General features: G+C 70.9%; 28 protein-coding genes. 19 read left to right on the forward strand and 9 right to left on the reverse strand.

The annotated features are described in order from the left end of the window. Positions 1 to 14: 14 nt before the first annotated feature. Entirely contained in the window at positions 15 to 1784 is a 1770-nt protein-coding gene (locus EXE51_RS03945) for a phospholipase D-like domain-containing protein (protein ID WP_094583073.1), read from the forward strand. Between the two features lie 36 nt (positions 1785 to 1820). Here the strand turns inward: EXE51_RS03945 and EXE51_RS03950 are convergent, their stop codons facing one another. Next, positions 1821 to 3767 carry a DHH family phosphoesterase gene (locus tag EXE51_RS03950; RefSeq protein WP_094494533.1) on the reverse strand — a complete coding sequence of 649 codons (1947 nt, stop codon included), beginning with the start codon at positions 3765 to 3767 and terminating at the stop codon, positions 1821 to 1823. A gap of 116 nt (positions 3768 to 3883) precedes the next feature. Here EXE51_RS03950 and EXE51_RS03955 point away from each other — a divergent pair, with 116 nt between their 5' ends. The 5 genes from EXE51_RS03955 (at position 3884) to EXE51_RS03975 (ending at position 7348) form a co-directional block, all read left to right on the forward strand. Further along, positions 3884 to 4399, forward strand: a complete 516-nt coding sequence (locus tag EXE51_RS03955) for a Mov34/MPN/PAD-1 family protein (protein WP_049930371.1) — start codon at positions 3884 to 3886, stop codon at positions 4397 to 4399. Then, positions 4396 to 4848 carry an adenylyltransferase/cytidyltransferase family protein gene (locus tag EXE51_RS03960; protein ID WP_049930683.1) on the forward strand — a complete coding sequence of 151 codons (453 nt, stop codon included), beginning with the start codon at positions 4396 to 4398 and terminating at the stop codon, positions 4846 to 4848. Before EXE51_RS03955 ends, EXE51_RS03960 begins: the two co-directional genes overlap by 4 nt. A 105-nt stretch (positions 4849 to 4953) precedes the next feature. Beyond that, entirely contained in the window at positions 4954 to 6357 is a 1404-nt protein-coding gene (locus EXE51_RS03965; protein WP_049930373.1) for a heme o synthase, read from the forward strand. A gap of 79 nt (positions 6358 to 6436) precedes the next feature. Further along, a complete protein-coding gene (locus EXE51_RS03970; protein ID WP_049930374.1) occupies positions 6437 to 6679 on the forward strand; it encodes a SelT/SelW/SelH family protein in 243 nt (80 codons plus the stop codon). Between the two features lie 114 nt (positions 6680 to 6793). Next, positions 6794 to 7348, forward strand: coding sequence for a hypothetical protein (locus tag EXE51_RS03975; protein ID WP_049930375.1), 555 nt, complete (start codon positions 6794 to 6796; stop codon positions 7346 to 7348). 17 nt (positions 7349 to 7365) lie between these two features. Here the strand turns inward: EXE51_RS03975 and EXE51_RS03980 are convergent, their stop codons facing one another. Both EXE51_RS03980 and EXE51_RS03985 read right to left on the reverse strand, forming a co-directional pair. Continuing rightward, on the reverse strand, positions 7366 to 9807 hold the full coding sequence (locus tag EXE51_RS03980; RefSeq protein ID WP_137692061.1) for a cation-translocating P-type ATPase: 2442 nt from the start codon (positions 9805 to 9807) through the stop codon (positions 7366 to 7368). A 70-nt stretch (positions 9808 to 9877) separates the two neighbouring features. Then, on the reverse strand, positions 9878 to 10078 hold the full coding sequence (locus tag EXE51_RS03985) for a hypothetical protein (RefSeq protein ID WP_049930378.1): 201 nt from the start codon (positions 10076 to 10078) through the stop codon (positions 9878 to 9880). A gap of 97 nt (positions 10079 to 10175) precedes the next feature. On the opposite strand from EXE51_RS03985, the gene EXE51_RS17680 reads away from it, so the two are divergent. The 5 genes from EXE51_RS17680 to EXE51_RS04005 all read left to right on the forward strand — a co-directional run bounded on the left by EXE51_RS17680 (position 10176) and on the right by EXE51_RS04005 (position 13353). Further along, complete coding sequence (locus tag EXE51_RS17680; RefSeq protein ID WP_007345353.1) at positions 10176 to 10352, forward strand: hypothetical protein; 177 nt, start codon at positions 10176 to 10178, stop codon at positions 10350 to 10352. A gap of 6 nt (positions 10353 to 10358) precedes the next feature. Continuing rightward, positions 10359 to 10868: a cytochrome c oxidase subunit II gene (locus EXE51_RS03990; protein WP_007345352.1), complete on the forward strand. Its 510-nt coding sequence runs from the start codon at positions 10359 to 10361 to the stop codon at positions 10866 to 10868. Continuing rightward, positions 10865 to 12655, forward strand: coding sequence for a b(o/a)3-type cytochrome-c oxidase subunit 1 (locus EXE51_RS03995; protein ID WP_086215828.1), 1791 nt, complete (start codon positions 10865 to 10867; stop codon positions 12653 to 12655). Before EXE51_RS03990 ends, EXE51_RS03995 begins: the two co-directional genes overlap by 4 nt. Further along, on the forward strand, positions 12652 to 12867 hold the full coding sequence (locus EXE51_RS04000) for a CbaC protein (protein ID WP_137692062.1): 216 nt from the start codon (positions 12652 to 12654) through the stop codon (positions 12865 to 12867). The genes EXE51_RS03995 and EXE51_RS04000 overlap by 4 nt, the downstream gene beginning before the upstream one ends. A 99-nt stretch (positions 12868 to 12966) precedes the next feature. After that, on the forward strand, positions 12967 to 13353 hold the full coding sequence (locus EXE51_RS04005; RefSeq protein ID WP_049930383.1) for a co-chaperone YbbN: 387 nt from the start codon (positions 12967 to 12969) through the stop codon (positions 13351 to 13353). A 197-nt stretch (positions 13354 to 13550) separates the two neighbouring features. On the opposite strand, the gene EXE51_RS17475 is transcribed toward EXE51_RS04005, so the two are convergent. Beyond that, positions 13551 to 13688, reverse strand: a complete 138-nt coding sequence (locus EXE51_RS17475) for a hypothetical protein (RefSeq protein WP_158093601.1) — start codon at positions 13686 to 13688, stop codon at positions 13551 to 13553. Positions 13689 to 13770: 82 nt separating this feature from the next. Here EXE51_RS17475 and sufU point away from each other — a divergent pair, with 82 nt between their 5' ends. Next, positions 13771 to 14193: a Fe-S cluster assembly sulfur transfer protein SufU gene (gene sufU, locus EXE51_RS04010; protein ID WP_049930385.1), complete on the forward strand. Its 423-nt coding sequence runs from the start codon at positions 13771 to 13773 to the stop codon at positions 14191 to 14193. Between the two features lie 88 nt (positions 14194 to 14281). Beyond that, positions 14282 to 14998, forward strand: coding sequence for an Sjogren's syndrome/scleroderma autoantigen 1 family protein (locus EXE51_RS04015; RefSeq protein ID WP_086215827.1), 717 nt, complete (start codon positions 14282 to 14284; stop codon positions 14996 to 14998). A gap of 308 nt (positions 14999 to 15306) precedes the next feature. On the opposite strand, the gene glmM is transcribed toward EXE51_RS04015, so the two are convergent. Next, on the reverse strand, positions 15307 to 16671 hold the full coding sequence (gene glmM / locus EXE51_RS04020; protein WP_049930388.1) for a phosphoglucosamine mutase: 1365 nt from the start codon (positions 16669 to 16671) through the stop codon (positions 15307 to 15309). Positions 16672 to 16803: 132 nt separating this feature from the next. Here glmM and EXE51_RS04025 point away from each other — a divergent pair, with 132 nt between their 5' ends. Beyond that, a complete protein-coding gene (locus EXE51_RS04025) occupies positions 16804 to 17394 on the forward strand; it encodes a hypothetical protein (protein ID WP_094580668.1) in 591 nt (196 codons plus the stop codon). 52 nt (positions 17395 to 17446) lie between these two features. Here EXE51_RS04025 and EXE51_RS04030 read toward each other — a convergent pair whose 3' ends face one another. The 4 genes from EXE51_RS04030 to EXE51_RS04045 form a co-directional block, all read right to left on the reverse strand. Continuing rightward, the gene (locus EXE51_RS04030) at positions 17447 to 18055 is read right to left on the reverse strand and encodes a hypothetical protein (protein WP_086215825.1); all 609 of its coding nucleotides are present in this window, start codon (positions 18053 to 18055) and stop codon (positions 17447 to 17449) included. A 43-nt stretch (positions 18056 to 18098) separates the two neighbouring features. Then, on the reverse strand, positions 18099 to 18491 hold the full coding sequence (locus tag EXE51_RS04035; RefSeq protein ID WP_049930392.1) for a hypothetical protein: 393 nt from the start codon (positions 18489 to 18491) through the stop codon (positions 18099 to 18101). Next, entirely contained in the window at positions 18491 to 19186 is a 696-nt protein-coding gene (locus tag EXE51_RS04040) for an ATPase domain-containing protein (RefSeq protein WP_049930394.1), read from the reverse strand. The genes EXE51_RS04035 and EXE51_RS04040 overlap by 1 nt, the downstream gene beginning before the upstream one ends. Before the next feature lie 124 nt (positions 19187 to 19310). Then, a complete protein-coding gene (locus EXE51_RS04045) occupies positions 19311 to 19784 on the reverse strand; it encodes a chemotaxis protein CheW (protein ID WP_049930396.1) in 474 nt (157 codons plus the stop codon). Between the two features lie 102 nt (positions 19785 to 19886). Here EXE51_RS04045 and cheB point away from each other — a divergent pair, with 102 nt between their 5' ends. The 5 genes from cheB to EXE51_RS04070 are packed head-to-tail and all read left to right on the forward strand — an operon-like array spanning position 19887 to position 26237. Next, positions 19887 to 20981, forward strand: coding sequence for a chemotaxis-specific protein-glutamate methyltransferase CheB (gene cheB, locus EXE51_RS04050; RefSeq protein ID WP_199234022.1), 1095 nt, complete (start codon positions 19887 to 19889; stop codon positions 20979 to 20981). Beyond that, positions 20981 to 23335, forward strand: coding sequence for a chemotaxis protein CheA (locus tag EXE51_RS04055; RefSeq protein WP_137692064.1), 2355 nt, complete (start codon positions 20981 to 20983; stop codon positions 23333 to 23335). Before cheB ends, EXE51_RS04055 begins: the two co-directional genes overlap by 1 nt. Next, positions 23332 to 24150 carry a protein-glutamate O-methyltransferase CheR gene (locus EXE51_RS04060; protein ID WP_049930399.1) on the forward strand — a complete coding sequence of 273 codons (819 nt, stop codon included), beginning with the start codon at positions 23332 to 23334 and terminating at the stop codon, positions 24148 to 24150. The genes EXE51_RS04055 and EXE51_RS04060 overlap by 4 nt, the downstream gene beginning before the upstream one ends. Continuing rightward, entirely contained in the window at positions 24150 to 25364 is a 1215-nt protein-coding gene (locus tag EXE51_RS04065) for a HEAT repeat domain-containing protein (protein ID WP_049930400.1), read from the forward strand. Before EXE51_RS04060 ends, EXE51_RS04065 begins: the two co-directional genes overlap by 1 nt. After that, positions 25365 to 26237 (forward strand): CheF family chemotaxis protein, encoded by an 873-nt coding sequence (locus EXE51_RS04070; protein ID WP_049930402.1) that lies wholly within the window; start codon positions 25365 to 25367, stop codon positions 26235 to 26237. Positions 26238 to 26259: the final 22 nt, after the last annotated feature.

Below are 26259 nucleotides of genomic sequence, written 5' to 3' on the forward strand. Positions count from 1 at the left end.
AGGGCACTCCCCTCGTGTCACCCGCTCCGTTCCGTGTCCCGATCCACTCGACCGCGAGCGTCGCCGCCGTCGTCGCGCTCGGACTGCTCGTCTCCGCGGCCGTCGTCCCGGTCGCCGTCGCTGGCGATGCCGGAACCGGCCCGGGAGTCGGCAGACTCGACCCCGGCGGCGCTGCCACCGCACCGTCGAACGAGAGCCCCGAGAACCTGACGCTCGTGTCCACGACGCCGCGGATCGTCGAGCTGTTCCCGAACCCGACGACCGCGGAGAACCGCGGCGAGTACCTCGTCGTCCGGCTCCCCGAGCGCGGGAACTGGTCGCTCGCCGACGGACACCACGAGGCGGAGGTCCCGGCGAACGCCAGTGGCGTCGTCGCCCTCTCGATGGACCCCGCGAACGCGACGCCCCTGCTCGCCGACGAGACCGCGGTCGCCGGCAACGGCGGCACCGGGGACCCGACGCTCCGCGCGCTCGACGACCACTTCCCGCTCGCCGCGTCGGGCGACCGGATCGCGCTCCGCCGGAACGGGACGACGGTCGCCGCGGTCGACTACGACCGCGCGCCCGAGGGACACCGGTGGCGCGCCGACTGGGGGGAGTGGCGACCCCGCGGGTACGAACGCCGGTCGCCGCGTCGGACCGCGAACGCCGCCGTGACGCCGTTCGTTCTCCCCGACAGCCCCGGCCTGCCGGTCGAGCCGCTCCGCGACGCCGAGGACCGCCTGTTCGTCGCCGGCTACACGCTGACCTCGGAGCGGGTCGCCGACGCGCTCGTCGCCGCCGCGGACCGCGGCGTCCGCGTCCGCGTGCTGCTGGAGGGGTCGCCGGTCGGCGGTTTCCCGGCGCGGAGCGCGGAGCTGATCGACCGGTTGACGGCCGCCGGCGTCGAGGTCCGGATCCTCGACGGCGAGGTCGAGCGGTTCCGGTTCCACCACCCGAAGTACGCGGTCGCCGACGACCGCGCGGTCGTCCTCACGGAGAACTGGAAGCGGTCCGGCACGGGCGGGCGGAGCAACCGCGGCTGGGGCGTCGTCGTCGGAAGCGACGACACCGTGGACGCGGGCGGTCCCGGGACCGAGCGCGACGCGCTCGTCGCGGAGGACCTCGCCGCGCTGTTCGCCGCGGACTTCCGGGCGCGGGACGCGCGCTCGTGGCGCGCCTTCCGCGCCGACACCGAGTTCCACGGCGGCGGGCGCGTGAACGGCTCGTACCCGACGCGGTTCGACGCGCCCGCGAAGCCCGCCACGGCGAACGTGACCGTCCTGACCGCGCCGGGGAACGCCGCCGACCGGATCGTCGCGCGGATCGACGCCGCGGACGAGCGGGTGCTCGCGGTCGTGCCGCGGGTCGGCGGTCCCGACGATCGGATCGTCCGCGCGCTCCGACGCGCGGCCGACCGCGGGGTCGACGTCCACCTGCTGCTCTCGGACGCGTGGTACGACCGGGAGGCGAACCGGAACCTCTCCGAGTCGCTCAGGGACGAGCCGATCGCCGTCGACCTCGCCGAGCCGCGCGGCCGGTTCGAGAAGGTCCACGCGAAGGGGCTGGTCGTCGACGACACGGCGCTCGTCGGCAGCCTCAACTGGAATCCGAGCGCGGAGACGAACAACCGCGAGGTGGTGCTCGCGGTCGAGAACGAGTCGGTCGCCGACTTCTACGCTCGCGCGTACGCGGCCGACTGGCGGGGCGGCGGAATCCAGCTTCCGATCGCCTTCGTCGCCGGGTTCGGCGTCGCGCTCGCGGGAGCCGGCGCCGTCGCTCGACGGGAGCTCGCGTTCGGCTGAGAAACGAGGTCGGTGCGAACGGCCGCGGCGGTCGGCTCAGTCGTCGAGCGCGATCGTCGACGAGAGCGCCTCGTCGATCTCCGCCCCCGCCATCTTCTCGACCAGCGTCTCGATCACTTCGCTGCGGCGGCGCTTCACGAACTTGATCGAGCCGACGACGAGGTGGCCGCCCCCGGAGACGCCGGCCTCGGGGAGTTCCTCGTTCAGCTCGGTCACCATGTTCGGGATGTCGAGCCGGACGCCGTCGGACCGGAGGACGCAGAAGTCGGGGCCGTAGCCGATGGTGATGACGGGGTCGCCGGTCTCTTTCACTCTCGTGTCGTGGAGCTCGCCGGTCGTCTTGCCCGGCGCGGGGTAGGTGAATCGGTGCGCGTACTCGTCTAAGTCGATCCGGTAGAGGTGCGCGCCGGAGGCGAGCCGCTCGTGGTCGACGTGGTCCTCGACGGCGTCGAGCTGGCGCTCCACGTCGCGCTCGGCGCGCTCCGAGAGGAACTCGACGAGCTCCTCATGGCGCGCCTCGTCGTCGCAACCGACGTTGAGCGCGTCGTTGACCAGGGTCTTCCCCTCGGAGTAGCGGAGCCAGTGGGCGGCGTAGTCGAGCGCCTCGCCGATGTCGAGGAGGTCGGACTCGTCGTACCCCGCGCCCTCGGCGAGCGCGACGTAGTCGTCCATCGCCTCCGCCTTCGAGCGGTCGGAGAGGCCGGCAACCGCTGGCACGTGTTCGAGCTCCTCGGTGAGCGACGGGTCGACGAGCCGGGCGAGCTCGACGCACATCATCCCAGTGGTGACCCGGTAGTCCTCGCCGTGGAGGTAGGGGTTCACGTGGGCGTCGAGCAGCGGCCCGACCGCCTCGGGGTCGGGGTGGTGGTGATCGACGGCCGCGATGGGGATGTCGTAGTGCGCGAGGTTCTCGTAGGCCGGCACGTCCTCCTCTGTCGACCCGTTGTCGAGCATGAGGAGGAAGGGGAGCTTCTGCCCGTGGCGCGCGCGGCCCTCCAAGGCGAAATTGAGGTCGCGGGTGACGTCCTCCATCTCGTAGTAGGGCGCCTTGCTCGGGAGCCGCTTGAACAGGTGTCGGGCGGCGTCGGGGTCGCCGTGGACCTCCTCGATCAGGTTCTCAACGGCGAGCTGTACCGGGATCGCGGCGCACATCCCGTCGCCGTCGGCGTGGTGTCGGACACGGATCGGGCGGCCGGCGAGGACCGTCCGGCGGAGCAACCGCGCGAGCTCGCGGAGGTCCTCGTGGATCGGCTCGAACGCCTCCCAGTCGACGAGCGGCTCGACGTCGGCCGGCTCGGCGCGCTCGTCGAGGGCCGCCTCGAAGCGCTCGCGGGCTTCGGCGGCGCGCTCGTCGGGGAGCCGCGTCAGCGAGTCGACCTCCAACTGGAGCGCGTTCTCGCGGCTCTCGATCGCCCCCGAGACGTGGACCATGTCGCCGACCTCGACCTCGGGGTACGCCCGGACCCCGGCGGACTCGAAGGCGGCACAGGAGAGGACGCCGGAGGCGTCCGCGACGGCGAAGACGGTGGGACCCCCCGTCTGTTTCGCCTGAACGACCTCGCCCTCGACGGTCACCTCGTCGCCCGGCGTGAGGCCCCGGACCCGAGAGACCGTCGGCTCGTGGGCGACCGTCTCGGTGCGGTAGTCGTCGGGGTCGACGTCGTCGAACGCCACGTCGCCGTTCTCCTTGACCTCGGTGAGCCGGACGATCAGCCGGTCGCCGACCGCGTAGTCGCCGTCGAGGTTCGACTCGTGGACCAGCCCGCTCACGGCGTCGGAGAGGTCGACGAACACGCCGTAGTCGACGACGCCGTTGACTTCGGCGTGGTACAGCTCGTCGACTGCGGCGTCTTCGAGGGTACAGTCCGGCGCCAGATCGTAGACGGTCGGCCGGTCGTCGGCCGCCCCCTCCGCCGCGTCGGCGTCGGGTTCGGGGCTCGAATCGCCCCGCGTGCCGGAATCCCCGGCGAAGTTTTCGCTCATGGGCAGCCTTCGGGAACGGCCGGTGTTAAGCCTGTTCTCTCGGGGCTCGGGCCGGGAGTCCGCGTCGCGTTCCGCGGTCCGGAACCCCTATGAGGCGACGGCGACTTATCCCGCTTATGCGACTGTTCCGCTCGGACGAGCTCCTCGGCATCGCCCGAGAGACCCTGGATTTCGTCCTCGAGGCGAGCGAGGAGACGCACCCCAACGAGTACATGGGGTTCCTCCGCGCGGACGACGCCCGGAAGCTCGATCTCGACCGGGACGGACAGGTGATCACCGACGTGCTCGTCATCCCGGGCACGGAGTCGAGCCCGACGAGCGCCAGCGTCCGGACACACATGAAGCCGAACGACATGCGCGCGGTCGGGTCGGTCCACTCCCACCCCAACGGCGCGCTGCGGCCGAGCGACGCCGACCTCGCGACCTTCGGGCAGGGGAAAGTACACATCATCGTCGGCGCCCCCTACGGCTGGGGCGACTGGAAGGCGTTCGACAACGAGGGGCGACAGACCACCCTCGACGTCCTCGACGTGGAGGTGCCCGACGAGCACTTCTTCGATTTCACCCAGGAGGACATCGACCGGGAGCTCGACGAGCGCGACCGCGGCGGCTTCCTCTCGTGGTTCCGATGACGCGGGTCGTCGCGCAGGGGACGTTCGACCTGCTCCACCCCGGCCACGTCCACTACCTGGAGGACGCCGCGGCCCGCGGCGACGAGCTCCACGCCATCGTCGCCCGCCGGACCAACGTCACGCACAAGCCCGCACCGGTGCTGTGCGCCCGCCAACGGCGCGACATGGTCGCGGCGCTCGACGCGGTCGACGAGGCGCACCTCGGCGATCCGGGGGACGTGTTCGTCCCCATCGAGCGGCTCGATCCCGACGTGATCGTGTTGGGGTTCGACCAGCACCACGACGAGGCCGACATCGCCGACGCGCTCGCGGACCGGGGTATCGACTGCCGGGTCGAGCGCGCGTCCGGCCGCGAGCCGAAGTACGAGGACGAACTGCTCTCCAGCGGCGACATCGTCGACCGGATCCTCCGAGAGCGCGGCGGCGAGGCGGACGCGGACCGGGACTGAGCGCTGACGGACGCCGTCCGCTCGGGTCCGCGTTTTCGCCCGCCGCTCGCCGCCGTTTTGTCGAAGCGCGGAACATATATGGGTCCGATTCGTAATTCACGCCACGTGACGCTCCCAGACAGATTCCCCGCGGTGTTGGCCGCGGCCGCGATGGGCGTGTACCTGCTCGTCGTCGTCGGCGCCACCACCTCGCTCACCGAGGCGGCGACCGCCTGCGGCGCCTGGCCGGCCTGCGGGAACGGCGCCGCCCTCCCGACGGCGACCGAGGGGTGGATCGCCCTCGGCCACCGCGCCCTCGCCGCCGTCGTCGGTCTCCTCGTCGCGCTCTCCGCCGCGCTCGCGTGGCGGGACGGCGCCGACCGCCGGGTCAGGGTCGCGCTCGCCGTCGCGCTCGTCGTCTATCCCGCGCAGGCCGGCGTCGGCGCGCTCGTCGCGCTCGGCGACCTCCCGGCCGCGCTCGGCTCCGCGCACCTCCTGATCGGTATCGGAATCTTCGGGGCCGTCCTCGCCGCGCTCGCCTGGTGGCTGGAGGCCGAGACGGGCGACCCGGACGACGCGCCCGACGAGTTCGAACCCGGGACCGACGACCTGCCGCCGGTCGAGGAGGCCCCGGAACCGGACATCCCGTCGGCGGCGCTCCCGCGGCTGAAGGCGACCGCGACCGCGTACTTCCGGCTGATGAAGCCGCGGCTGATGTGGCTGCTCTGCCTCGTCGCCGCGGCCGCGATGGCGCTGGCGGGCGGCTCCGGTTTCACGCCGCCCGTCGTGGCGGCGACGCTCGCCGGCGGTGCGCTCTCGATCGGCGCCTCCGGGACGTTCAACCACGTCCTCGAACGCGACGTGGACAAGCGGATGCAACGCACCAGCGACCGCCCGCTCGCGACGGACCTCGTGCCCGTTCCGCACGCCCTCGCGTTCGGCGGTCTGCTGACGCTCGTCTCGCTCGGCCTGTTCTGGACGGTGAACTCCTTGACGGCCGCGCTCGGGCTCGTCGCGATACTGTTCTACAGCGTCGTCTACACGCTCGTCCTCAAACCGAACACGGTCCAAAACACCGTCATCGGCGGCGCGGCCGGCGCGCTGCCGGCGCTCATCGGGTGGGCCGCAGTCACGGGCGAGGTCGGCGGCGGCGGGGTGCTGCTCGCCGCGGTCATCTTCCTGTGGACGCCCGCACACTTCTACAACCTCGCGCTGGCGTACAAGGACGACTACGAGCGCGGCGGCTTCCCGATGATGCCCGTCGTCCGCGGGGAGACCGCGACGCGTCGGCACATCCTCTGGTACCTCGGCGCGACGCTGGTCGCCGCGGTCGCGCTCGCCGCGGCCGCCGACCCGCTCGGCGCGCTGTACGCGGTCGTCGGCGTCGGCGTCGGCGGGGTCTTCCTCTGGATGGTCGTCCGGCTCCACTACGAGCAGACCGAGGGGGCCGCCTTCCGCGCGTTCCACGCCTCGAACGCCTACCTCGGCCTGTTGCTGTTCGCCGTCGTCTTCGACGCGCTGGTGGTCTGACACGGTCGATATCGTCGCGAGCGCGCCGCGACCGACCGGGACCTGTCCCTTTAATCCCGTTCGTGTCCTACGCTGTGCCATGACACGCGTTGAAGTCGAGTACTGCGTCCCCTGTGGCATGTTGAACCGCGCCCGAGACGTCTCCGAGGCGATCCTCAAGCAGTTCGGCGAGAGCGTCGACGAGGTCGCTCTGGTGACCGGCGACGACGGCGTGTTCGTCGTCCGCGCCGACGGCGAGGTCGTCTTCGACAAGACCGAAGACGAGTACGACGTCGACGCCATCGTCCGCGCGGTCAAGCCGCACGTCGGCGCGACGGCGTAGTCACTCGGCTGTTCTCAGCCTGGAGACGCCCGAGGAGGACTCTTCGACGGGTTACATTGATCACTGTTCTCACGCCGCAAGCTAATTACGACTCGCCGACAAATCTCGGTGACGATGTCGGACTCATCGGAGCGGACCCGGACCGAGGCGGTCGCCCCCGGCGATCCGGCGGTCGACGCCGCCGCCGAGAACCGGTCGCGGCTCGCGCGGACGTGGTACCGGTCGCGGTTCGGCGTCGGCGTCATCGCCGCCGACGTGCTCCTCACCGTCGGCCTCGCCGCCGGGGCGCTGCTGGTGACCGACGGCCCGTTCCCCGGGTTCGCCGGCCTCGGTTCCGGAGTCGTTCCGCCGTTCGTCCCCCTGTTCAGCCTGCTCGGCGCCCTGGGGTTCGTGTTCACCGCCCTCGTCGAGCGGTTCGACGCCTCCGTCGGCACGCTCGTCCGGTACAACCTCCGGCTGCCGGCCGCCCTGCCGCTCGGCGTCGGGGTGTACCTGCTCTCCGACATCCTTCTCGGCGGGACGACCGGCGACGCGCCCCTCGTCGCCGGCGTCGTCTTCCTCTCGGGACTGTACGTGAACCTCGCGTACAAGCGCCTGGGGGCGTTGGCGCGCCGCCTCCTCCCCGCAAGCGCCGATCGGAGCGCGGGCTCGGGAGACGGGGAGAGCTGACCCCAGCCACGCCGGACTCAGTCGGGGTCGAACACCGCACGCGCGGAGTTGGTCACGACGAGGATGCTGCTCGACGCCATCGCGAGCGCGGCCAGCAGCGGGTTGAGGACGCCGGATAACGCCAACGGGATCGCGACCGCGTTGTAGACGAACGCCCAGCCGAGGTTCTGTTTCAGCCGTCGGTTCGTCCCGCGCGTGACGGCGAACAGTTCGGGGACCGCCGAGAGCCGGTCCTCCAGGAGGACGGCGTCGGCCGCGTCCGCGGCGAGGTCGGTGCCGGAGGCGATCGAGACCCCGAGGTCGGCCGCGGCGAGCGCCGGCGCGTCGTTGCTCCCGTCGCCGACCATCGCGACCGAGCCGTCGGTGCCGAGCCGCCGGACCGTCTCGGCCTTCGCCTCCGGCGGCACCTCGGCGAACACCTCGTCGATCGCGGGGTGCTCCGCGAACCGCCTCGCGGCCGCGGGCGCGTCGCCGGTGAGCACCACCACCCGACGGCCGTCCGCGTCGAGGTCGGCGACCACCGACTCCCACCCGTCGCGCACCTCGTCGCCGACCGTCAGGACGCCGCGGCCGCGACCCTCCCAGCCGACGTAGACGGGCACGTTCCCGCGGTCGCGGGCGGTCGCTCCCGCCTCGCGGAGCGCGTCCGGTATCGGCCAGCCGCGCTCGTCGAACAGGCCGGGGTGGCCGACGACGACCTCGTCGCCGTCGACGCGCCCCGCGACCCCGCGGTCGAAGACGTCCACGTCCGTCGCTGACGGGCCGCTCGGGGCGGGCGCGTCGTCGGTCTCGCCGACGCCGTCGGCGGTCGAGTCCGCCGCGGTCGCCGCGCCGCCGTCGGTCGCCGGCCGCTCAACCGTTCGCCCCTCCGAGTCCCCCAGCACTCCGGAGACGATCGCCTCGGCGACCGGGTGGACCGAGGCGCGCTCGACGGCGGCGGCGCGGTCTCGCAGGCGGTCGACCGGCGTCCCCGCCGCGGCCGTCGCGTCGAGCAGCCGCATCTCGCCGTCGGTGAGCGTCCCGGTCTTGTCGAGGACGACGGTGTCGACGTCGCTCGCCGACTCGAAGACGGCGTCGGAGACGACGACGATGCCGCCGTTCGCGGCGTCGCGGATCCCGGCGGCGACCGCGAGCGGCGTCGCCAGGCCGAGCGCACACGGACACGAGACGATGAGCACCGTCAGCCCGACGAGCGCGGCCTCGATCGGCGCCGACCCGAGCGCCAGCGTCGCGGCGGCGCCGACGGTCGCGACCGCGACGACGAGGGGGACGAACACCGTCGCCAAGCGGTCGACGAGCCGCTGGACGCCGGACCGCGAGCTCTGGATCTCCCACAGCAGCCGCACGAGGGTGTCGAGGGTGTTCGCCGCGTCCTCGCCGACCTTGACGACGACCGGCGAGTCGGTGACGACGGTCCCGCCCCGGACCGCGTCGCCCTCGCGTTTCGTGGCGGGGAGGGACTCGCCGGTGACGAGCGCCTCGTCGACAGCGGCCGTTCCCTCGGCGACGGTCCCGTCGAAGGGCACGCGCTCGCCGGGGCGCACGAGCAGCCGGTCGCCGGGGTCGACCGCGTCGGCGGCGACGGTCTCGCCCGCCTCGGTCCGCACCGTCCGGTCCTCGGTCGTCGTCAGGTCGGCGAGCATGCCGGTCGCCCGCCGCTTGATGATCGACTCGTAGTGGTTGCCGGCGGTGACGACCAGGATGACGGCGATGGTCACGTCGAAGTAGAGGTCGGTCCGGCCGACGAACAGCGCGAGCGTGCTGTAGACGTACGAGCTCGCGGCCGCGAGCGACACCAACAGGTCCATGTTCGGCTGCCGGGCCCGGAGGCTCACGTACGCGCCCCGCAGGATCGGGTAGCCGGTGTAAAACAGGACGATGGAGGCGAACACCCAGATCTGCGCGAACAGGTACGTCCCGGAGACGCCGCCTAAGTCGAGTATCGGCTCGTACCCGAAGTAGGTCGGATACAGGAAGAGGACGTACCACAGCATCGCCATCATGCCGAAGAACCCGCCGCCGATCAGGAATCGCACGACCGCGTCGTCGTCCTCCGCGTCCGGGTCCGCGCGGTCGCTCGCCGAGTAGCCCGCGACCGAGAGCCGCCCGGGAAGCTCCTCGGCGCTCACGGCGTCGGGGTCGTAGTCGACCCGGATCGTGTCCGTGGCGTAGCTCGCCTCGGCGGCCGCGACCCCCTCCTGCTCGCCGGCCGTCATCTCGAGGAACGACTCGCAGGTGGCGCAGTGCATCCCGTCGACGTGGAGGAACGTCGTCTCGCCGTCGAACTCGTCGCCCGGCGTCGCGTCCGGCCGCTGCTCGTCGAGGTCGTCGAGGTCCTCAACGTCGTCCAGCGACCGCGCGACCGTCAGACAGCCCCGGCAGCAGAACTCGCCGTCGACGTCGGGCGCGGTGTGCGGGTCGTCCCCAGTCGGGAGGTCACAGAGCGTACAGCCTGTCATTGGTGGTCCGTTCGCGGTCGGTGGGGCGGTCCGCGGACCGGGGGCGGCGGGTCCCGCGGTTCGTGATCGATTACGCGTGCTCGGAGTCGGCCGAGTCGCCGGCGAACCCCGGGAGGGCCCCGCCGGTCGCGATCCGGAGGCTCCCCCAGATGAGCAGGACGTTCACCAGCGTCACCGCCACGACGAACTCCGCCCGATCGGCGATGAACACCATCGCGGGGACGAGTCCGCCGAGGACGAGGAGTACGGCCTGTTGGATCGAGAAGTCCATGCCGTAACCATGCGCTCGCCGGAAATATATAACACCCGTGTTTTCAGGGTGCGAGAACGGGTAGATCTTATATGGCTCTCTACTGTCAAAGTCGCCTATGGGCCAAAGTGAGGCAGCAAACGCTCCGACTGACGATGTCGGCGGCGAGGGAGAGGATTTCGACCCGATCGGCACGCTCACGCTCATCGGAATTTACTTCGCAATCTTGGTACTCGCGTGGGTGTACATCTACTTCGTAGAGTTCCTCGGCCGGGACCTCGTCGTGGTGGGGTGATCACACGTGCACATTCACGCCTACGAGAAGCTCTGGCTCGCGCTGTCGATCGTCCTGATTCTCGCGCTCATCGGCACCGTGACCTACGGCGCGGTCGGTCCCGGCGTGGCGATGGTCGCCGACTCGCAGTCGACGGTCGACGCCGCGGCGCTCGACGAGGACGAGCGGTTCTCCGAGCCCCGCGTCGAGCAGGTGGGCGAAAACGAGTACGAGGCGTACATCGTCGCCTACCAGTTCGGCTTCGAACCGTCTCCGATCGTCGTGCCGGCGAACAGCACCGTGACGTTACACGTCACCTCTCGCGACGTGATACACGGCTTCGAGGTCGTCGGCACGAGTGCGAACACGATGGCCGTCCCCGGCGAGGTCTCGGAGATCACGGTCGAGACCGAGGAGCCGACGGAGTACGGGCTCGTCTGTAACGAGTACTGCGGCGCCGGTCACCACGTCATGGAAGGAAAGATCAACGTCGTGAGCCAGTCGGAGTTCGAGAGCCGCGGAGGTGACTCAGAATGAGCACCGCCATCGAGTCCGAACAGACGTTCGTCGACAAGTTCCCGGACGAGGCGAGGGTCGTCCGCGCGGCCTTCCTGAGCTCCTTCTTCGCCCTGTTGCTCGGCGCGATCTTCGGGATCATCCAGACGCTCCACCGGACCGACGTCGCGCGGATCATCCCCTCGACCGACTACTACACCGTCCTCACCGCGCACGGCGTGTTCATGGTGATCAGCTTCACGATATTCTTCCTCGTCGGGCTGTTCACCTGGGCGCTGACGCGCAGTCTGGACCGGCCGCTCCTGAACATCAAGATCACGTGGACGTGGTACGGGCTGATGGCGACCGGCATGACGCTCACGGGGATCTCGATCCTCGCCGGGTTCGTCGATTCCATCGACATGAGCGCGGACGTGCTGTACACGTTCTACGCGCCGCTTCAGGCGCACCCGCTGTTCTACGCCGGGCTCACCGTGTTCATCGTCGGGACGTGGATCGCGGGCGCCGACTGGTTCCGGACGTTCCTCGCGTGGCGGCGCGAGCACCCCGACGAGCGGATCCCGCTCCAGACGTTCATGGTGCTGACGACGATGACGATGTGGTACATCGCCTCGTCCGCCGTCGCCGCCTCCGTCCTGCTGTTCCTGCTCCCGTGGTCGCTCGGCTTCATCGACCAGGTGAACCCGACGCTCACCCGGACGCTGTTCTGGTTCTTCGGCCACCCGGTCGTCTACTTCTGGCTCATGCCGGCGTACATGCTCTGGTACACCGTCCTGCCGAAGATCGCCGGCGGCCGCCTCTTCAGCGACCCGCTGGCCCGGGTCGTGTTCGTGCTGTTCGTCCTCCTCTCGACGCCGGTCGGGATCCACCACCAGTACCTCGACCCGGGGATCGCCGAGGGGTTCAAGTTCATCTCGATGACGAACACGATGTTCCTGCTGTTGCCCAGCCTGCTCACCGCGTTCACGGTCGTCGCGAGCGTCGAGTACGGCGCCCGTCAGCGCGGCGGCACCGGGCTGTTAGGCTGGCTCACGAACCTCCCGTGGCGCAAGCCGGAGTTCACCGGCATGATGCTTGCCGGCCTGATGTTCGCGGCCGGCGGCTTCTCGGGCATGGTCAACGCCGGGATGAACATCAACTACCTCATCCACAACACGCTGTGGGTGCCGGGTCACTTCCACCTCACCGTCGGGACCGCGGTCGCGCTGACGATGATGGCCGGGACCTACTGGATCTGGCCGCAGATCAGCAACAAGCCGATCTACAGCAGCCAGATCGGGCTGTTCCAGGTCGTCCTCTGGTTCATCGGCATGGCGCTGATGTCGAACGCGATGCACGCGCAGGGGCTCCTCGGCGTCCCGCGACGCACCGCCGAGCCGGAGTACTCCGGCTTCGACTACCCGACGATGTTCGGCGGCTTCGAGGAGCTCAACATCCAGATCGCGATCGGCGGGACCCTGCTCTTCGTCTCGACGATCCTCTTCCTCGGGAACCTCGTGTTGACGATGGGGAACCCGAAGGTGTCCGGGCTCGCGGAGCCGCTCCCCAGTCCGGTCTCCGGCGCGGAGGACGCGCCGCAGGTGCTCGATAACCTCCGCCTGTGGGTCGGCATCGCGCTCACGCTCGTCGTCCTCGCGTACGCGCTGCCGATCGCGGCGATCATCAACCGCGGCGGACTGCTCGGACCGGGCGTCGGCACCTATCCGGTGTGGCTCGCGCCGCTGTTCGACGCGCTGGCGGACGCGGCCGCCCCGCTGTTCGGCGCCGTCGCCGACCTCTCGGCCTCGCTCATTGAGGTGGTCCGATGAGCGTCGACATCTCTCGCGGCGGGCTGCTCGTGACGCTCGCGATCTTCGGCGTGATCGTCTACGAGCTCCGGACCGTGCTCGACTTCGTCGGTGTCGAGCTGCCGATCATCCCGTACATGGGGGCCGTCTTCGTCCTCGCCGGGGCCTCCGTCTGGTACGTCACGCTGAAGGGCGGGTGGCGGACCGAGGCCGAGCCCGACGAACCGGCGTAGCGACGCCGGTCATTCCCGCCGACGCGCCCTCGCGCTCTTCTCTCCGACGTCGACCGCGTCGACGGAAGCAGTTATCACCGTCGACGCCCAATAATGCGTATGGAATCCAATACTGCCTCGAACGCCTCCGAGGCGCCCTCCTCCGGATCGTCCGGCACCGACCGGCCCGTTTCGCTCGCGGACGAGGACGCTCTCGACGCCTTCGTCGCCGACGCGGACGCCGCGCTCGTGGAGTTTTACACCGACGGCTGCGGCATCTGTGCCAGCATGGAGCCGGTGATCGGGAACGTGGCCCGCGGCGCCGAGGCCGACTTGGCGGTCGGCCTGGTGAATCCCCGCGATGACCCGCCGCTGGTCGAGCGGTTCGACGTGCGGAGCGTCCCGCTGTTCGTCCTCTTCGTCGACGGCGAGCCGGTCGCGCGGCGCGCCGACGGGTTCATTTCGGGCGACGACCTGACGGCGTGGGTCGACGAGCACGCGGCCTGACCGAGGCTGATGTGTCGGTCCGGACTCGTTCCGGGGGTCGCCGACGGACACCACTGAAGCCCCAGTCGCGAGCCGGGCGCACGCTCGTTGCGTTCCTCGCTCAGTCGCTCCACTCTGTCGCTGTGGTACGTACACCGCCTTTGCCCGCCTCACGACTGCCCCTTAGAGTGCCACCCCGTACCGCTCGGCCCCGCACCTCACACCTCCCCAGCCTCGGCGGACGCACCGGCGCGGGCGCCGCCGCGCCGGCCCGCCGCCTCCCTCGCGCGTGCTGGCTTCGCGGCCGCCGCTGACGGCCGCTCGCAGGTGCGCGCCACCGCACTTTCCGTACTCACTCGTCGTTTGGCTCTCACCCATTTATAAACGATCGCGCTCGACGGAACCCTTTTGAGCCGGAGCGGCGTACTGTGCGCCAGTATGGGACTGGGCTCGGACATGTACCGACAGCAGATCCTCGACCACTACAAGAACCCGCGAAACTACGGGGAACTCGAGGATCCGGACTTCACGCACGTCGGCGAGAACCCCTCCTGTGGCGACACGATCCGGATGGACGTGGACCTCGACGACGAGGAGCAGACGATCGAGGCGGTGCGGTTCACGGGCGACGGGTGCGCCATCTCGATGGCCTCCGCGAGCATGCTCTCGGAGCGGCTCCACGGGATGAACGTCGACGAACTCGACGGGCTCGACACCGACGACGTCACCGAGATGCTCGGCGTCGACATCTCGCCGATGCGCGTGAAGTGCGCGGTGCTGGGGCGACAGGTCGCGCAGGACGGCGCGAAGATCCACCGCGGCGAGCTCGACCCCGACGACCGGACGGTCACCGAGGAGTGAGCCCGCGGGCCGACGGCGCCCGTCGGCTCCCGCCACGGCTCGTCCCGAGCCCACCGGACTTTTGCCCGCGAACCACGTTCGTCAGCCCATGAGCGACGACTTCGACAAGGAGGCGGAACGCGAGAAGCTCCGCGAGAAGTTCGCGGACGACGAGCAGAAGCGCGAGCACACCCAGCGGATGTCCGAGCTCCTCCTGAAGGGCGCGACGATGACGAACCGCCACTGCGAGGAGTGCGGCGACCCCATCTTCCGTCACGACGGTCGCGAGTTCTGTCCCACCTGCGGGAACGAGGCCGGCGGCGCGGCGGGGGCGAACGAGGCGACCGGGACCGCGGCGGAGCCGGACGCGGCGGGAGGCACCGAGGCGACGGGAGCCCCGCCGGACGTGGACGCCGGCGCGGCGGACGGCGTCGCCGAGAACGGCTCGGTGGGTGCCGACTCCGGTGTGACCGATTCCGCCACGACCGAGTCCGGTGCGACCGAGAGCGCGGGGCCGCGGCCCTCCCGCTCGGCTGCCGTGCAGTCACAGGGATCGGCGCCGCCGCAGGGGTCAGCGCCGCCGCAGCAGTCCGACTCCCAGCGGCCCGAGCCGCGGCGGCCCGACTCCCGACCGCCCGAGTCCGGGCGACCCACCCCGCCTCAGTTGACGGACGACGCCGAGGGCGTCGGCGCCGCCCGCGCGTCGCTGACCCGGACGCTGACGCGGTTCGCCCGTGCCGCCGAGGAGACGGACGACCCGCGGCGCGCCCGCGACCACCTCGAAGCGGCCCGCGAGGCGGCCGAGGCGCTGGCGGCGCTGGACTGACGCTACTTATAGACACGTCTCCGTGTCGCGGCCGCGGTCGAGGTCTCGGCTGTCGGTTAACAACCTGATCCCGGTAGATCGGCGGCGAGCCCCACCAGAGTCTCGGCCGACCGTTTATGAGTAATCGACTGCGGATCGCCGGCAATCACCGCCAAAGCCCCGCGACCGCGCCTCACGCCTCCCCAACCTCGCGGCTCCCTCCGCTTCGCTCCGGTCGCCGCGTCCCTCGCGCGTGCTGTCTCGCGGCCGCCGGTGGCGGCCGCTCGCAGGCACGCGCCACCGCAGTTTCGATTATCAAATAGCCTGCGCTACCGCCCGCTCTCGACGGCGACGCGCATGTCCGCCGCCAGCCGCTCGGCGCGGTCGGCGTCGGCGGACTCGGCGTAGATCCGGATCTTCGGCTCGGTGCCCGAGGGGCGGACCAGCACCCACGCGTCGCCGTAGTCGAGCCGATAGCCGTCCGTCGTGTTCGGCTCCGCGTCGGCGGTCTCGACGTAGGCGCGGGCGGCCGAGAGCATCTCGTCGCGCTCGTCGTCGTCCGCGTACTCGACGTTCTCCCGCACGAAGTGGTAGTCGGTGTACGGCGCGACGACCTCGCTGACGGGCGCGCCGTCCGCGGCCGCGAGCAGTTCGAGGAAGCGCGCGCCGATGTACGCCCCGTCCCGCGAGAGCCGGTACGGCGGGAAGAACAGCCCGCCGTTCCCCTCGCCCGCGATGGGGACGTTGACCCCCTCGTCGTGGAGGTCGCGCGTCCGGGTGATGATGTTCGTCGCGCCGATGGGCGTCAGTTCGAGGTCGGCGTCGTTGGCGGCGCAGACGTCGACGAGCCGCTGGGAGACGTTGACCGCGCTAACGACTGCGTCGCCCGGTTCGAGACAGGCGTCCGCCAGCGCCGCGAAGGAGGTGTCGCCGTCGACGAACCGCCCCCGCTCGTCGACGAAGACGGCACGGTCTGCGTCGCCGTCGTGCGCGATCCCCACGTCGGCGTCGGAGGTCGCGACCAGCCGCGAGAGGTCCGCGAGGTTCTCGGGGACCGGCTCGGAGTCGCGGCCGGGGAAGTGGCCGTCCGGCGTCGCGTTCACCGTCAACACCTCGCAGCCGAGTTCGCGGTAGATCCGGGGGGACGCGACCGAGGCCGCGCCGTGACCGGGGTCGACCGCGACCGTGAGGTCGGCGTCCGCGACCGCCTCGCGGTCGACCGCGGCGGTCAGTTGGTCGGCGTAGTCGTCGACGGCGCCATCGATCGGCGTCGTCGCGCCGGCCGACCGCCAGTCGGCGTGGTCGTACTCGTCGTCGAGGACGCGCCGCTCGATGCGCTCTAACACGTCGACGGAGAGCTCGACGCCGTCGGCGCCCACCAGCTTGATGCCGTTGAACTCCGGCGGGTTGTGCGAGGCGGTGACGAGGACCGCGGGGACCCCGTCGGCCTCGCAGTAGTTCCCGACCGCGGGCGTGGGCACGACGCCGAGGCGGTCGACGTCGCAGCCGACCGCGGCGAGGCCGCTCGCGGCCGCGTTCGCGAACAGCTCGCCGGTGGTCCGCGTGTCGCGCGCGACGGCGACGCGGTCGGCGTCCCACACCGTTCCGGCCGCCTTCGCGATGTCGAGGACGAGCGCGGGCGTGAGGTACCGCAGCGCGACCCCGCGGATGCCACTCGATCCGAACAGCTCCATGCGGGGCCATCCGCCGGCCGAGGGGAAAGCGGTTCCGAACCGCTCGGCCGGTCGCGTGTCGCTCGACCGACATCCGCGGTCGTTCCCGCGACGACGCGTGCGGTTCATGCCGGTGGCGTTCGTTCGACCCGTATGGACCACACGCGACGCGACGCGCTCGCCGGGAGCGCGCTCGCCCTGTCCGTCGCGACGGCGGGCTGTCTCGACTTCGCGGCGGGCGACGGACCGCAGGGCCCGGAGGGAACGCCGGCGACGCTGACCTGCGACGACGACGGGTTCGTCCGCCTCGGTCAGCCGTTCGAGGCGTCGGTCACCGAGACCCTCGTCGAGACGGACGAGACGACCGTTGAGCTCTCCACGGAGGGAGCGACCGAGACGTACGGCCAGTCGCTCCGGCTCGTCCTCCGGAACACCGGCGACGCTCCCGCCGCCACGCTCGGCGAATCCGCCTACTCGCTCCAGCGCGAGACGGGGGAGGGGTGGCTCGACATCCGCGGCTCCACCTCGGGCGAGGCGGTCGAACTCCCCCGGACCGAGGCGTCGCTCGACACGAGTTCGGCGTACTCCTGGGACATCACGTTGACCGAGTCGGCGATCGCCGACGCGGTCGACGGCGTCGACTTGGAGGTCTGCCCGCCGCTGGGCGACGGCACCTACCGGTTCGTCTACTGGGGGCTCGTCGACGCGCCCCCGATCGGCGCGGAGTTCGAACTGGTGGGGTGAGGCCGGTTCGACGCGAGCCGCGGAGATCTCGGGCCACGGTGCGGCTCCCGGCTCAGAAGGGCTCCCAGTCCGACGGCTGGCCGACCCGGCCACGGACGCGGAACTCCCGCGCGTCGTCGTCGACGCGGGTCTCGACGACGACCTCGAACGGCTCGTGGAGGGTGTGAACGACCTGTTCGTCGTGGGCGGTCGAGCCGACGACCCCGACGAACGGCCACCCCTCGCCGGAGGTCTGCGAGGTCATTACCCGGGTGAACCGGTAGATACGCTCTGGCTCCCAGTACATCAACAGCTGGGACAGCGAGTAGACGCCGACTGCGCGGTCGCGGCCCACGGAGGACTCGACGATGTCGGTGAACTTGATCCCGATGTCGGTGAGGTTGCCGGCGCTGGCGACGTACTTCGTCGCCGGCGTGTCCTCGCGCTTGTCGCCCTGCTCGTGGGTGACGCAGTCGATGACGACCACGTCGTCGCCGTCCGCCCCCGTCAGCTCCTCGTAGTCCTCGCGGACCTTCTCCGCGGTCCGTCCCGTCGAGATCACGACCGGGCCCGTGGACCACCCCGCGAGCAGCCGGTTGAACAGGTCGTACTTCCCGCTCATCGGCGGACCGCTGATGAGGACGCTGTCGGCACCGCGGACAGCGTCGGGAAGCACAGTCATTTTGTGGACGTGAGAGTGTGTCGGGTAAAACCCTTCCGAGGGATCACTTTCGAAGCATGGAGGGGAGGTCGAGCGACGAGGGCGGGCCCTCCCGCGGCCCGTCGGTGAGTGTCAGTTCACGTATCGCCCCCGGGAGCGCGGCCGGCACCGGAGACTCGCGCGGTGCGCCGGCGCCGTCGACGAGCGACGACCAGACAGCCTCGTCCTCCGGGTCGTCCCGCTCCGCTTTCGCCTCCAGCGCCTTCGTTCGCCCCTCGTCGTACGCCAGTTCGACGATGCTCCGGTCGTAGCTCCCCGAGAACGTCTCCAGCACGCGGTCGAGCTCCTCCGGGCGGGGGTTGTCGACGCCGGCCGCGACGCCCAGCGCGAAGGCGCGCTCGACCGCCTCCTCGCGGGAGAGGTCGTCCCACTCCGTGCCGAACGTGCGGTCGTACATCAGTGCGTCACCGTCGCCGCCGGGCCGACGCGGAGCCCGCCGTCGGTGAACTCCACGTCTTGGATGTCGGTGTCGACGTCCGTTCCCCGCATCTTCAGCACCTGGACCCCGCGGCGCATCCCCTCGTCTTCGAGGTAGTTGTGCATGAAGACGACGCCGTGCGCGAGGTAGTGCTCCTCGGAGTACGCGCTCGGGTCGGTCATCTCGGAGATCAGAAGCGTCGTCGCGTCCGTTCGCTTCAGCGAGGAGAGCAGCTGGATCATCGTGTCCTCGTCGTCGTCTAAGAGGAACCGCAGCAGCATCGTCGAGTCGAAGACGACGCGGTCGATGTCGCGGGAGTTGATGAACCCGGTGAGCCGGTTGGTGACCCCCGAGCGGTCGCGGCGGTCGCCGGGGAGCCCGAAGAAGCGCCGGCCGTCCGACGAGAAGGAGTCGAGGAAGGTGACGCGGTCGGAGTCGAGCGCGCGGTCGAACCCGAAGTCGTAGCCGCTCATGTCCTCGCGGATCCCGTCCTTCGTCTCGTGCATGCTGATGTAGAGGACGTCCTCGCCGTTCCGAGCGCCTTGGGCCGCGAACTGTGAGCAAAACGTCGTTTTCCCGCTCCCGGGCGGGCCGCTGACAACGTAGAGGCGGTCCTCGGGGAACCCGCCGTCGACGAGGTCGTCGAACCCCGGGACGCCGCTTGAGACGCGCATACGTAGGGACCCGTTGGACGGCTGATAAGCGTTGGCACCCGGTTCTCACCCGTGAGAACCGATCGCCGGCGGACGCCGACGGGGTCGCCGACGCGGTCGCCCGGCGCTCGCTCCGCCCTCTCGGCTACGCTTCCGCGGCCTCGACGTCGTCGAGGTCGCCTGCGATGGCCTCGTCGACGTCCGGCGAGACCCACACGACAAACCGGTCGTCCGACTTGACGATACCGCGGACGCCCTCGTCCTCGACGGTAGTGCTCTGATCGACGTCCTCGGGCGAGACGTCGCGAACCTGGAACACCTCATCGACCATCCAGCCGACCGTGCCGCCCTCGTCGATCTCGTCGTCGTCGAAGACGACGATCCGCTCCCGCGGACCGGCCTCGTCGATGTCGAACAGCGTCTTCGGGTCGACGATCGTCGTCGTCCGGCCGCGGAGGTCCATGACGCCCTCGACGTGGTCCGGCGAGTTGGGGATCCGCGTGAGCTCGCCGGCGTCGACGATCTCGTCGATGACGCCGATGTCCAGACAGTACGTCCCGTCGCCCAGGCCGAACTCCAGCACCTTGGTCGGTTCGGCGTCCGCCTCTGTGGCTGCCATGCCCGTACCTGCGGTGAACCGACAAATAACCGTGTTCCCTGAATTATCAGGGGTGATTACTGGGTCCGTGGATTTATGCTGATTCTGGGCGCGCTGTGGAGTATGAGCAGGACGACGGATCGGCGCGGCGGTCAGGACGGGTCGCCGCGGGTGGTGGTCGTCGACGATTCTCCGTTCATGCGGGGATTGATAAGCGACCTCTTGAGCGACGCCGGGGTCGCGGTCGTCGGCGAGGCGGGGGACGGAGAGGAGGCGCTCTCGGTGGTGGCCGAGACGCGCCCCGACGTCGTGACGATGGACGTCGAGATGCCCGGAATGGGCGGGCTCGAAGCCGTCGAGCGCCTGATGGAGGAGACGCCGACGCCGGTGTTGATGCTGTCCGCGCACACGGACGAGGGGGCAGAAGTCACCTTCGAGGCGCTCGACCGGGGCGCGGTCGACTTCTTCGCGAAGCCGGGCGGCGAGGTGTCCACCGGCGTCTCGCGGGAGTCGGACCGGCTCGTCGAGGCGGTGCGCTCGGTTGCGGACGCCGACCTCGACGCCGCGACCCGCGAGCGTGACGACCCGAGCGCCGCGGCGTCGCGCCCGCCGGGCGCCGCGTCGGAGGCGGACGCCGCGGACGTCGACGGCCCGCTGACGGTCGTGATCGCGGCCTCGACCGGCGGTCCGAACGCGGTCGAGCGCGTGCTGTCGGCGCTGCCGATGGCGGACTGCCGCGTGGTGATCGTCCAGCACATGCCCGAGGCGTTCACCTCGCGGTTCGCGAACCGGCTCGACGAGGCCTCAGCGTACGACGTGCGGGAGGCGAGCGACGGCGCCCGGATCGGCGCCGGCGAGGCGCTCGTCGCCCGCGGCGGAAGCCACACACGCATCGACAGCTACCGGTCGGGGCGGCTCCGGGTGAAGCTCGACGAAGACGACGACTCCCACACTGTCACCCCCGCGGCGGACGTGACGATGCGCTCCGCGGCCGAGGTGATCGACGACCCGCTCGTCGGCGTCGTGCTGACCGGCATGGGCTCGGACGCGGCCGAGGGGATCCGCGCGATGGCCGACGCCGGGGCGTACACGCTAGCGCAGAGCGAGGACACCTGCGTCATCTACGGCATGCCGAAGCGCGCCGTCGAGACGGGCGGCGTCGACGCGGTGTGCGACCTCGACGACGTCGCCGGCGCGATAGTGGGGGGTGAGGCCTGATGGACTCTCACCGCGCGGCGTTCGTCGCCGAGGCCGAAGACGGGATCACCGACCTCAACAACGCCCTGCTCGCGCTCGAAGCGGACCCCGAGGACGCCGAGGCGATGGACGACGTGTTCCGCGTCGCTCACACCCTGAAGGGCAACGCCGCGGCGATGGGGTACGAGGGCGTCTCCGACTTCGGGCACGCCCTCGAAGACCTGCTCGACGCGGTCCGGCAGGGCGAGCGCGAGGTGACGCCCGAGCTGATGGACCTCCTCTTCGAGGGGGTCGACACCGTCGAGGCGATGGTCGACGAGATCGCCGACACCGGCGAGGTGTCGACGGACCCCTCCGACCTCGAATCGCGCCTGCGCGAGATGGAGGAGCACGGCACCGTCGGCGGGAGCGACGCCGGCGGAGACGGCGATTCGGCCGGCGGCGCCGGCGATGCCGCGGCCGACGAAGGCGACGCCGGCGGTGACGATGATGGCGGAACCGAAGCCGACGCGGACGGGGACGCATCCGACATCTCGGTGCCGGAGCCGCCGGCGGCCGCGGACGACCTCCCGGACCCGGTCGCGTACGCGGACGTGACGATCGGCGAGGCCCAGATGCCGGGCGTCGACGCGGCGCTCGTCCTCCAAGCCCTCGACGAGCAGTTCGACGGGCACGTCACCGATCCCGCGCCTGAGGCGCTGGAGGACGGCGAGTACGACGAGGGGTTCGACGCCTTCGTCGGCGGCGCCGACCCCGAGGTCGTCGCCGAGGGGCTCCGGGCGCTCACGCAGGTCGAGGCGGTGACGGCGGCCGCGGTCGGCGGCGGCGACGCCGCCGAGGTCGAATTGAGCGACCCGGACGCCGAATCGGCGGCCCCCGAGCAGTCAGCCGCCGAGTCGGGCGACGCCGGGCCCGAACCCGCCGACCCCGGCGACGCTGACTCGGGCGAGATCGACGCCGAAGGCGCGGCGGAGCCGGCCGCGGCCGACGCGGACGACGAGCCCGACCAGTCCGACGACGACGGCGAAGCCGAGCCGTCCGCTGACGACTCCAGTTCGCCGTCGGACGACTCCAGTTCGCCGTCGGACGACTCCGGGTCCGCCGGCGGGACCGACTCCAAGTCCGGCGACGAGATCAAGTCGATCCGCGTCGACGTCGATCAGGTCGACGAGCTGTACGGGCTCGTCGAGCAGCTGGTGACGAGCCGGATCAAGCTCCGCCGCGAGATCGAGGGGACGGACGCGGAGTCGGACGCCTTAGACGAGCTCGACAAGCTCGCCTCCAGCCTCCAAGACACGGCGATGGACATGCGGCTCATCCCGTTCTCGCAGGTGTCCGACTCGTTCCCGCGGCTCGTCCGCGACATCTCGCGGGACCTCGACAAGCGGATCGACTTCGAGATCGAGGGCGACGACGTCGAGCTGGACCGCACGATCCTCACGGAGATGCGCGACCCGCTCGTCCACGTCCTGCGGAACGCGGTCGACCACGGGATCGAGTCGCCCGAGGAGCGCGAAGCGGCCGGGAAAGACCCGACCGGCCACGTGTCGCTCACGGCGGAGCGCGAGCGCGACCACGTGATCATCGAGGTGTCGGACGACGGCGGCGGGCTTGACCCCGACCAGCTCCGCGAGAAGGCGGTCGACGAGGACGTCAAGAGCCGCGAGGCGGTCGAGGCGATGGAGGACGACGAGGTGTACGACCTCGTCTTCCACCCCGGCTTCTCGACCGCGGAGGAGGTCACCGACGTCTCCGGCCGCGGGGTCGGGATGGACGTGGTCCGGACGACCGCGCGCGACCTCGACGGCTCCGTCTCGATCGAGAGCGAGCCCGGCGAGGGGAGCACGGTCCGGTTCCGGCTCCCGGTCACCGTCGCCATCGTGAAGGTGATGTTCGTCGACGTGGGCGGCACGGAGTACGGCATCCCGATCAAGTCGATCGCGGAGGTCGCCCGCGCCGACGACGTCGAGGAGGTCCACGGCGACGAGGTCGTCAGACACGAGGACGACCTCTACCCCGTCGTCCGGCTGAACGAACGTCTCGGCGAGATCGATCCGACCGCGGCGGAACGGCCGACGGAGACGCCAGCCGCCGACGGCGGCGTCGCGGCCGACGAGCCGGGAGACGACGGGTTCGTCCCGGCCGACCCCGCGGCGCCCGACGGGTCCGGCGAGGGCCCGAGCGACGACGGCATGCTCGTCCGGATCCGCGAGGAGACGCGCAAGGTCGCGCTCCACTGCGACGCGGTGCTAGACCAGGAGGAAGTGGTCGTCAAACCCCTCGACGGCCCGCTCTCGGGGACGCCGGGCCTCAGCGGCACGGCCGTCCTCGGGGACGGGGACGTCGTGGCCGTCCTCGACGTGGTGAGCCTATGAGCGGGTCGGCGGACGACGGCGAGACGGCGTTCGAAGGCGTCCTCCGGCAGATCGACGACACGGTGCCGTTCGAGCCGGGGTACTACAACGAGTCGTACCTCGACCGCCGGATCACGGCGCGGATGCGGCGGCGCGACACGGAGTCGCACGCCGAGTACGAGCGGATCCTCCGCGAGGACGCCGACGAGCGGCAGGCGCTGATGGACGCGCTCACGATCAACGTGACGGAGTTCTTCCGAAACCCGGAGATGTGGGACGTGCTCCGGGACGTGCTCCGCGAGCGGACCGCAGACCAGCGGCGCGTCCGCGTCTGGTCCGCGCCCTCGGCGGACGGCCGGGAGCCGTACTCCGTCGCGATGCTGGCCCGGGACGACCCGGAGATCGACGAGTCGCGGATCGAGGTGCTCGGCTCCGACATCAGCGAGGAAGCCCTCGAAAACGCCCGCGAGGGCGTCTACCACACGACGCGCACAACGGACATCGCCGAGGAGCTGGAGCCGCTCTCCGACCCCGACAAGTACGTCGAGCGCGACGAGGACACGTTTCAGGTGCGCCCGGCGGTCAAGCGCCTCGTCGACTTCGAGACGCACGACCTGATCCGCGACGGCGCCCGCGACCCGTTCGACGTGGTGCTGTGCCGGAACCTGCTGATCTACATCGACGTGGACCACAAGGCCGCCCTGTTCGACACGCTGGAGGCGTCGCTGGCGGACGACGGCGTCTTAGTGTTGGGGATGACGGAGAGCGTCCCCCCGGACCGCACCGACCGCTACGAACCGATCGACAAGCGACGACGGGTGTTCGGGAGGCGCTGATGTCGCTGTACCAGCACGCCCGGGACGGGAACGCGGAGCGCCTCCGGGACGCGCTCGGCAGCGACAGCGCGGCCGTCAGGCGGCGGGCGGCGGAGTTCCTCGGCGAAGTCGGCGAGGAGAGCGATCAGGCGACGGTCGACGGGCTGCTCCGCGCGGCGACGACGGACGACGACCCAGAGGTCCGCGGGTCGGCGGTCGACGCGCTCGACGCGATCGGCGAGGAAGCGCTCCAACAGCTCCTTGAGGAGCTCACGGGCGGCGGCGGCGACGCCGAGGCCGAGTGGGTCACCGCGCGGAAGTTCGCCCGCGCGCTGAAGGCTGACCGCCCGGAGCTCCGGATGGCGGCAGCGAACGCGCTCGGGCGGCTCGACGACGCGAGCGGGGTCCAGCCGCTCGTCGGCGCGCTCGACGACGAGGACGCCCGCGTCCGGCTCCGCGCGGCGCAGGCCTGCGGGACCTTCGCGGACGCCCGAGCGGTCCCCGGCCTCCGCGAGCGGCTGGACGACGACGACCCGCGCGTGCGCCGCGCCGCGGCCAACGCGCTGGGGACGATCGGCACCGACGAGGCGCTGTCGCCGCTGTTGGACCTGCTCGACGACGGCGACGAGTCGATCCGCCGGATCGCGGCCGGGGCCCTCGGGAAGGCGAGCACGCCCGAACCGGTCGAGCCGCTCGCGCGGGCGCTCGGCGACGAGAGCGCGGTCGTGCGCAACGCGGCGGTGTACTCGGTGATCGAGCTGCTCTCGAACGTGCCCACCCAACAGAGCCACGCGGTCCGCGACCAGGTGGTCTCGGAGCTGAAGGCGGCCGACGACGCGACCGTCGTCGAGCCGCTCGTCGAGATCCTCACCGACGGCCAGCAGAGCCGCCAGCGGCGGAACGCGGCGTGGATCCTCGGCCGGGTGGCGGACCCGGACGCGTCGACGGCGGTGGAGGCGCTCGCCGACGCGCTCGCGGACGACGACCCGCAGACCGCGCAGTTCGCGGCCACGAGCCTCAAGAGCCTCGGCGGGCCGGTCGTCGAGGACCGTCTGCTCGACAAGCTGAGCCCCGAACACCCGGAGGACGCCCGCGCGAAGGCGGTGTTCGTCCTCGGACAGATCGGCGGACAGGAGACGCTCAACCGCTTGGAAGAGTACGCGGACGACGACAGTCAGGCCGTCAGGAAGCGCGTGTTCTCGGCCGTCTCGAAGCTCCGCGCGGGGGGTCCGTAAATGGCGCAGGACCAGGGCGAGTACAAGATCACCGACACGCAGGCGAAGTTCGCGGTCGCGGTCCGCGAGGGGCGGAAGGTGAGCGACGTCTCGTGGACGCCCGGGCGCGTCCTGCTCTCGAACCGGCGGCTAATCCTGGCCGGCAACGACGGGAAGCGGACGATTCCGCTGTCGAAGCTGGAGCGGCTCGGCGGCCGCCACGACGCGAACCAGTCCGTCGCGCGCGTCTCCAACTACGTGAGCTTCGACTTAGGCGATCAGGTCATGCTCGTCGCCGCCTCCGACCACGAGTCGTTCGAGCGCGACGTCTACCGCGCCCTGCTCGACCAGAAGACCGTGATGGCGAAACACCCCGCGATCGAGGGGGGCGTCGTCCAGGACACCGAGTGGGAGCAGGCCCGCGTGAAGATCGACGAGAACGGGCTCAACGCCGCCTTGGAGCGCGGCGCGTTCGTGAAGTTCGACCTCGACGACATCAGCGGGCTCGACGCCGCGAAGCGCACGGTGAACGGCGAGAAAAAGCCCGTCATCGAGGTGTCGCACACGGACGACGAGGGGACGAGCATCGAGACGCACGTCGCTGGCGACCCGAGCCGGATGCGGTTCGTCGAGTCGTGGCTCCGGAAGGGCGAGGAGCGGTCGTCGACGAACGTCGACCTCTCTAGCCGCGACCGCGAGGTGCTGATGGCGCTGTACTCCGGCGTCTCGCCGTTCGAGATCCCCTCGTTCCTCGGGATGGACGTCGACGACGTCGAGGAGACGTTTGAGCGGCTGGTCGAGCTCGAAGTGGTCGAGGAGGTCCGGATCCGCCGCGAGGTGGCGCTCAACTCCCGCGGCCGCAACATCGCCAGCGAGGCGATGAACGAGCAGTGAGGCGCGGTCTCCGCTTCTCGAC

Source organism: Halorubrum sp. CGM5_25_10-8B, assembly GCF_005435095.1.
In the GTDB taxonomy this organism is placed as follows: domain Archaea; phylum Halobacteriota; class Halobacteria; order Halobacteriales; family Haloferacaceae; genus Halorubrum; species Halorubrum ezzemoulense.

Excerpts from the sequence above, each read along its gene's own strand:
- EXE51_RS03950 (WP_094494533.1), bottom strand. The coding sequence starts at position 3,767 with ATGAGCGAAAACTTCGCCGGGGATTCCGGCACGCGGGGCGATTCGAGC.
- EXE51_RS03955 (WP_049930371.1), top strand. The coding sequence starts at position 3,884 with ATGCGACTGTTCCGCTCGGACGAGCTCCTCGGCATCGCCCGAGAGACC.
- EXE51_RS03960 (WP_049930683.1), top strand. The coding sequence starts at position 4,396 with ATGACGCGGGTCGTCGCGCAGGGGACGTTCGACCTGCTCCACCCCGGC.
- EXE51_RS03970 (WP_049930374.1), top strand. The coding sequence starts at position 6,437 with ATGACACGCGTTGAAGTCGAGTACTGCGTCCCCTGTGGCATGTTGAAC.
- EXE51_RS03975 (WP_049930375.1), top strand. The coding sequence starts at position 6,794 with ATGTCGGACTCATCGGAGCGGACCCGGACCGAGGCGGTCGCCCCCGGC.
- EXE51_RS03980 (WP_137692061.1), bottom strand. The coding sequence starts at position 9,807 with ATGACAGGCTGTACGCTCTGTGACCTCCCGACTGGGGACGACCCGCAC.
- EXE51_RS03985 (WP_049930378.1), bottom strand. The coding sequence starts at position 10,078 with ATGGACTTCTCGATCCAACAGGCCGTACTCCTCGTCCTCGGCGGACTC.
- EXE51_RS17680 (WP_007345353.1), top strand. The coding sequence starts at position 10,176 with ATGGGCCAAAGTGAGGCAGCAAACGCTCCGACTGACGATGTCGGCGGC.
- EXE51_RS03995 (WP_086215828.1), top strand. The coding sequence starts at position 10,865 with ATGAGCACCGCCATCGAGTCCGAACAGACGTTCGTCGACAAGTTCCCG.
- EXE51_RS04000 (WP_137692062.1), top strand. The coding sequence starts at position 12,652 with ATGAGCGTCGACATCTCTCGCGGCGGGCTGCTCGTGACGCTCGCGATC.
- EXE51_RS04005 (WP_049930383.1), top strand. The coding sequence starts at position 12,967 with ATGGAATCCAATACTGCCTCGAACGCCTCCGAGGCGCCCTCCTCCGGA.
- sufU (WP_049930385.1), top strand. The coding sequence starts at position 13,771 with ATGGGACTGGGCTCGGACATGTACCGACAGCAGATCCTCGACCACTAC.
- EXE51_RS04015 (WP_086215827.1), top strand. The coding sequence starts at position 14,282 with ATGAGCGACGACTTCGACAAGGAGGCGGAACGCGAGAAGCTCCGCGAG.
- glmM (WP_049930388.1), bottom strand. The coding sequence starts at position 16,671 with ATGGAGCTGTTCGGATCGAGTGGCATCCGCGGGGTCGCGCTGCGGTAC.
- EXE51_RS04025 (WP_094580668.1), top strand. The coding sequence starts at position 16,804 with ATGGACCACACGCGACGCGACGCGCTCGCCGGGAGCGCGCTCGCCCTG.
- EXE51_RS04030 (WP_086215825.1), bottom strand. The coding sequence starts at position 18,055 with ATGACTGTGCTTCCCGACGCTGTCCGCGGTGCCGACAGCGTCCTCATC.
- EXE51_RS04035 (WP_049930392.1), bottom strand. The coding sequence starts at position 18,491 with ATGTACGACCGCACGTTCGGCACGGAGTGGGACGACCTCTCCCGCGAG.
- EXE51_RS04040 (WP_049930394.1), bottom strand. The coding sequence starts at position 19,186 with ATGCGCGTCTCAAGCGGCGTCCCGGGGTTCGACGACCTCGTCGACGGC.
- EXE51_RS04045 (WP_049930396.1), bottom strand. The coding sequence starts at position 19,784 with ATGGCAGCCACAGAGGCGGACGCCGAACCGACCAAGGTGCTGGAGTTC.
- cheB (WP_199234022.1), top strand. The coding sequence starts at position 19,887 with ATGAGCAGGACGACGGATCGGCGCGGCGGTCAGGACGGGTCGCCGCGG.
- EXE51_RS04055 (WP_137692064.1), top strand. The coding sequence starts at position 20,981 with ATGGACTCTCACCGCGCGGCGTTCGTCGCCGAGGCCGAAGACGGGATC.
- EXE51_RS04060 (WP_049930399.1), top strand. The coding sequence starts at position 23,332 with ATGAGCGGGTCGGCGGACGACGGCGAGACGGCGTTCGAAGGCGTCCTC.
- EXE51_RS04065 (WP_049930400.1), top strand. The coding sequence starts at position 24,150 with ATGTCGCTGTACCAGCACGCCCGGGACGGGAACGCGGAGCGCCTCCGG.
- EXE51_RS04070 (WP_049930402.1), top strand. The coding sequence starts at position 25,365 with ATGGCGCAGGACCAGGGCGAGTACAAGATCACCGACACGCAGGCGAAG.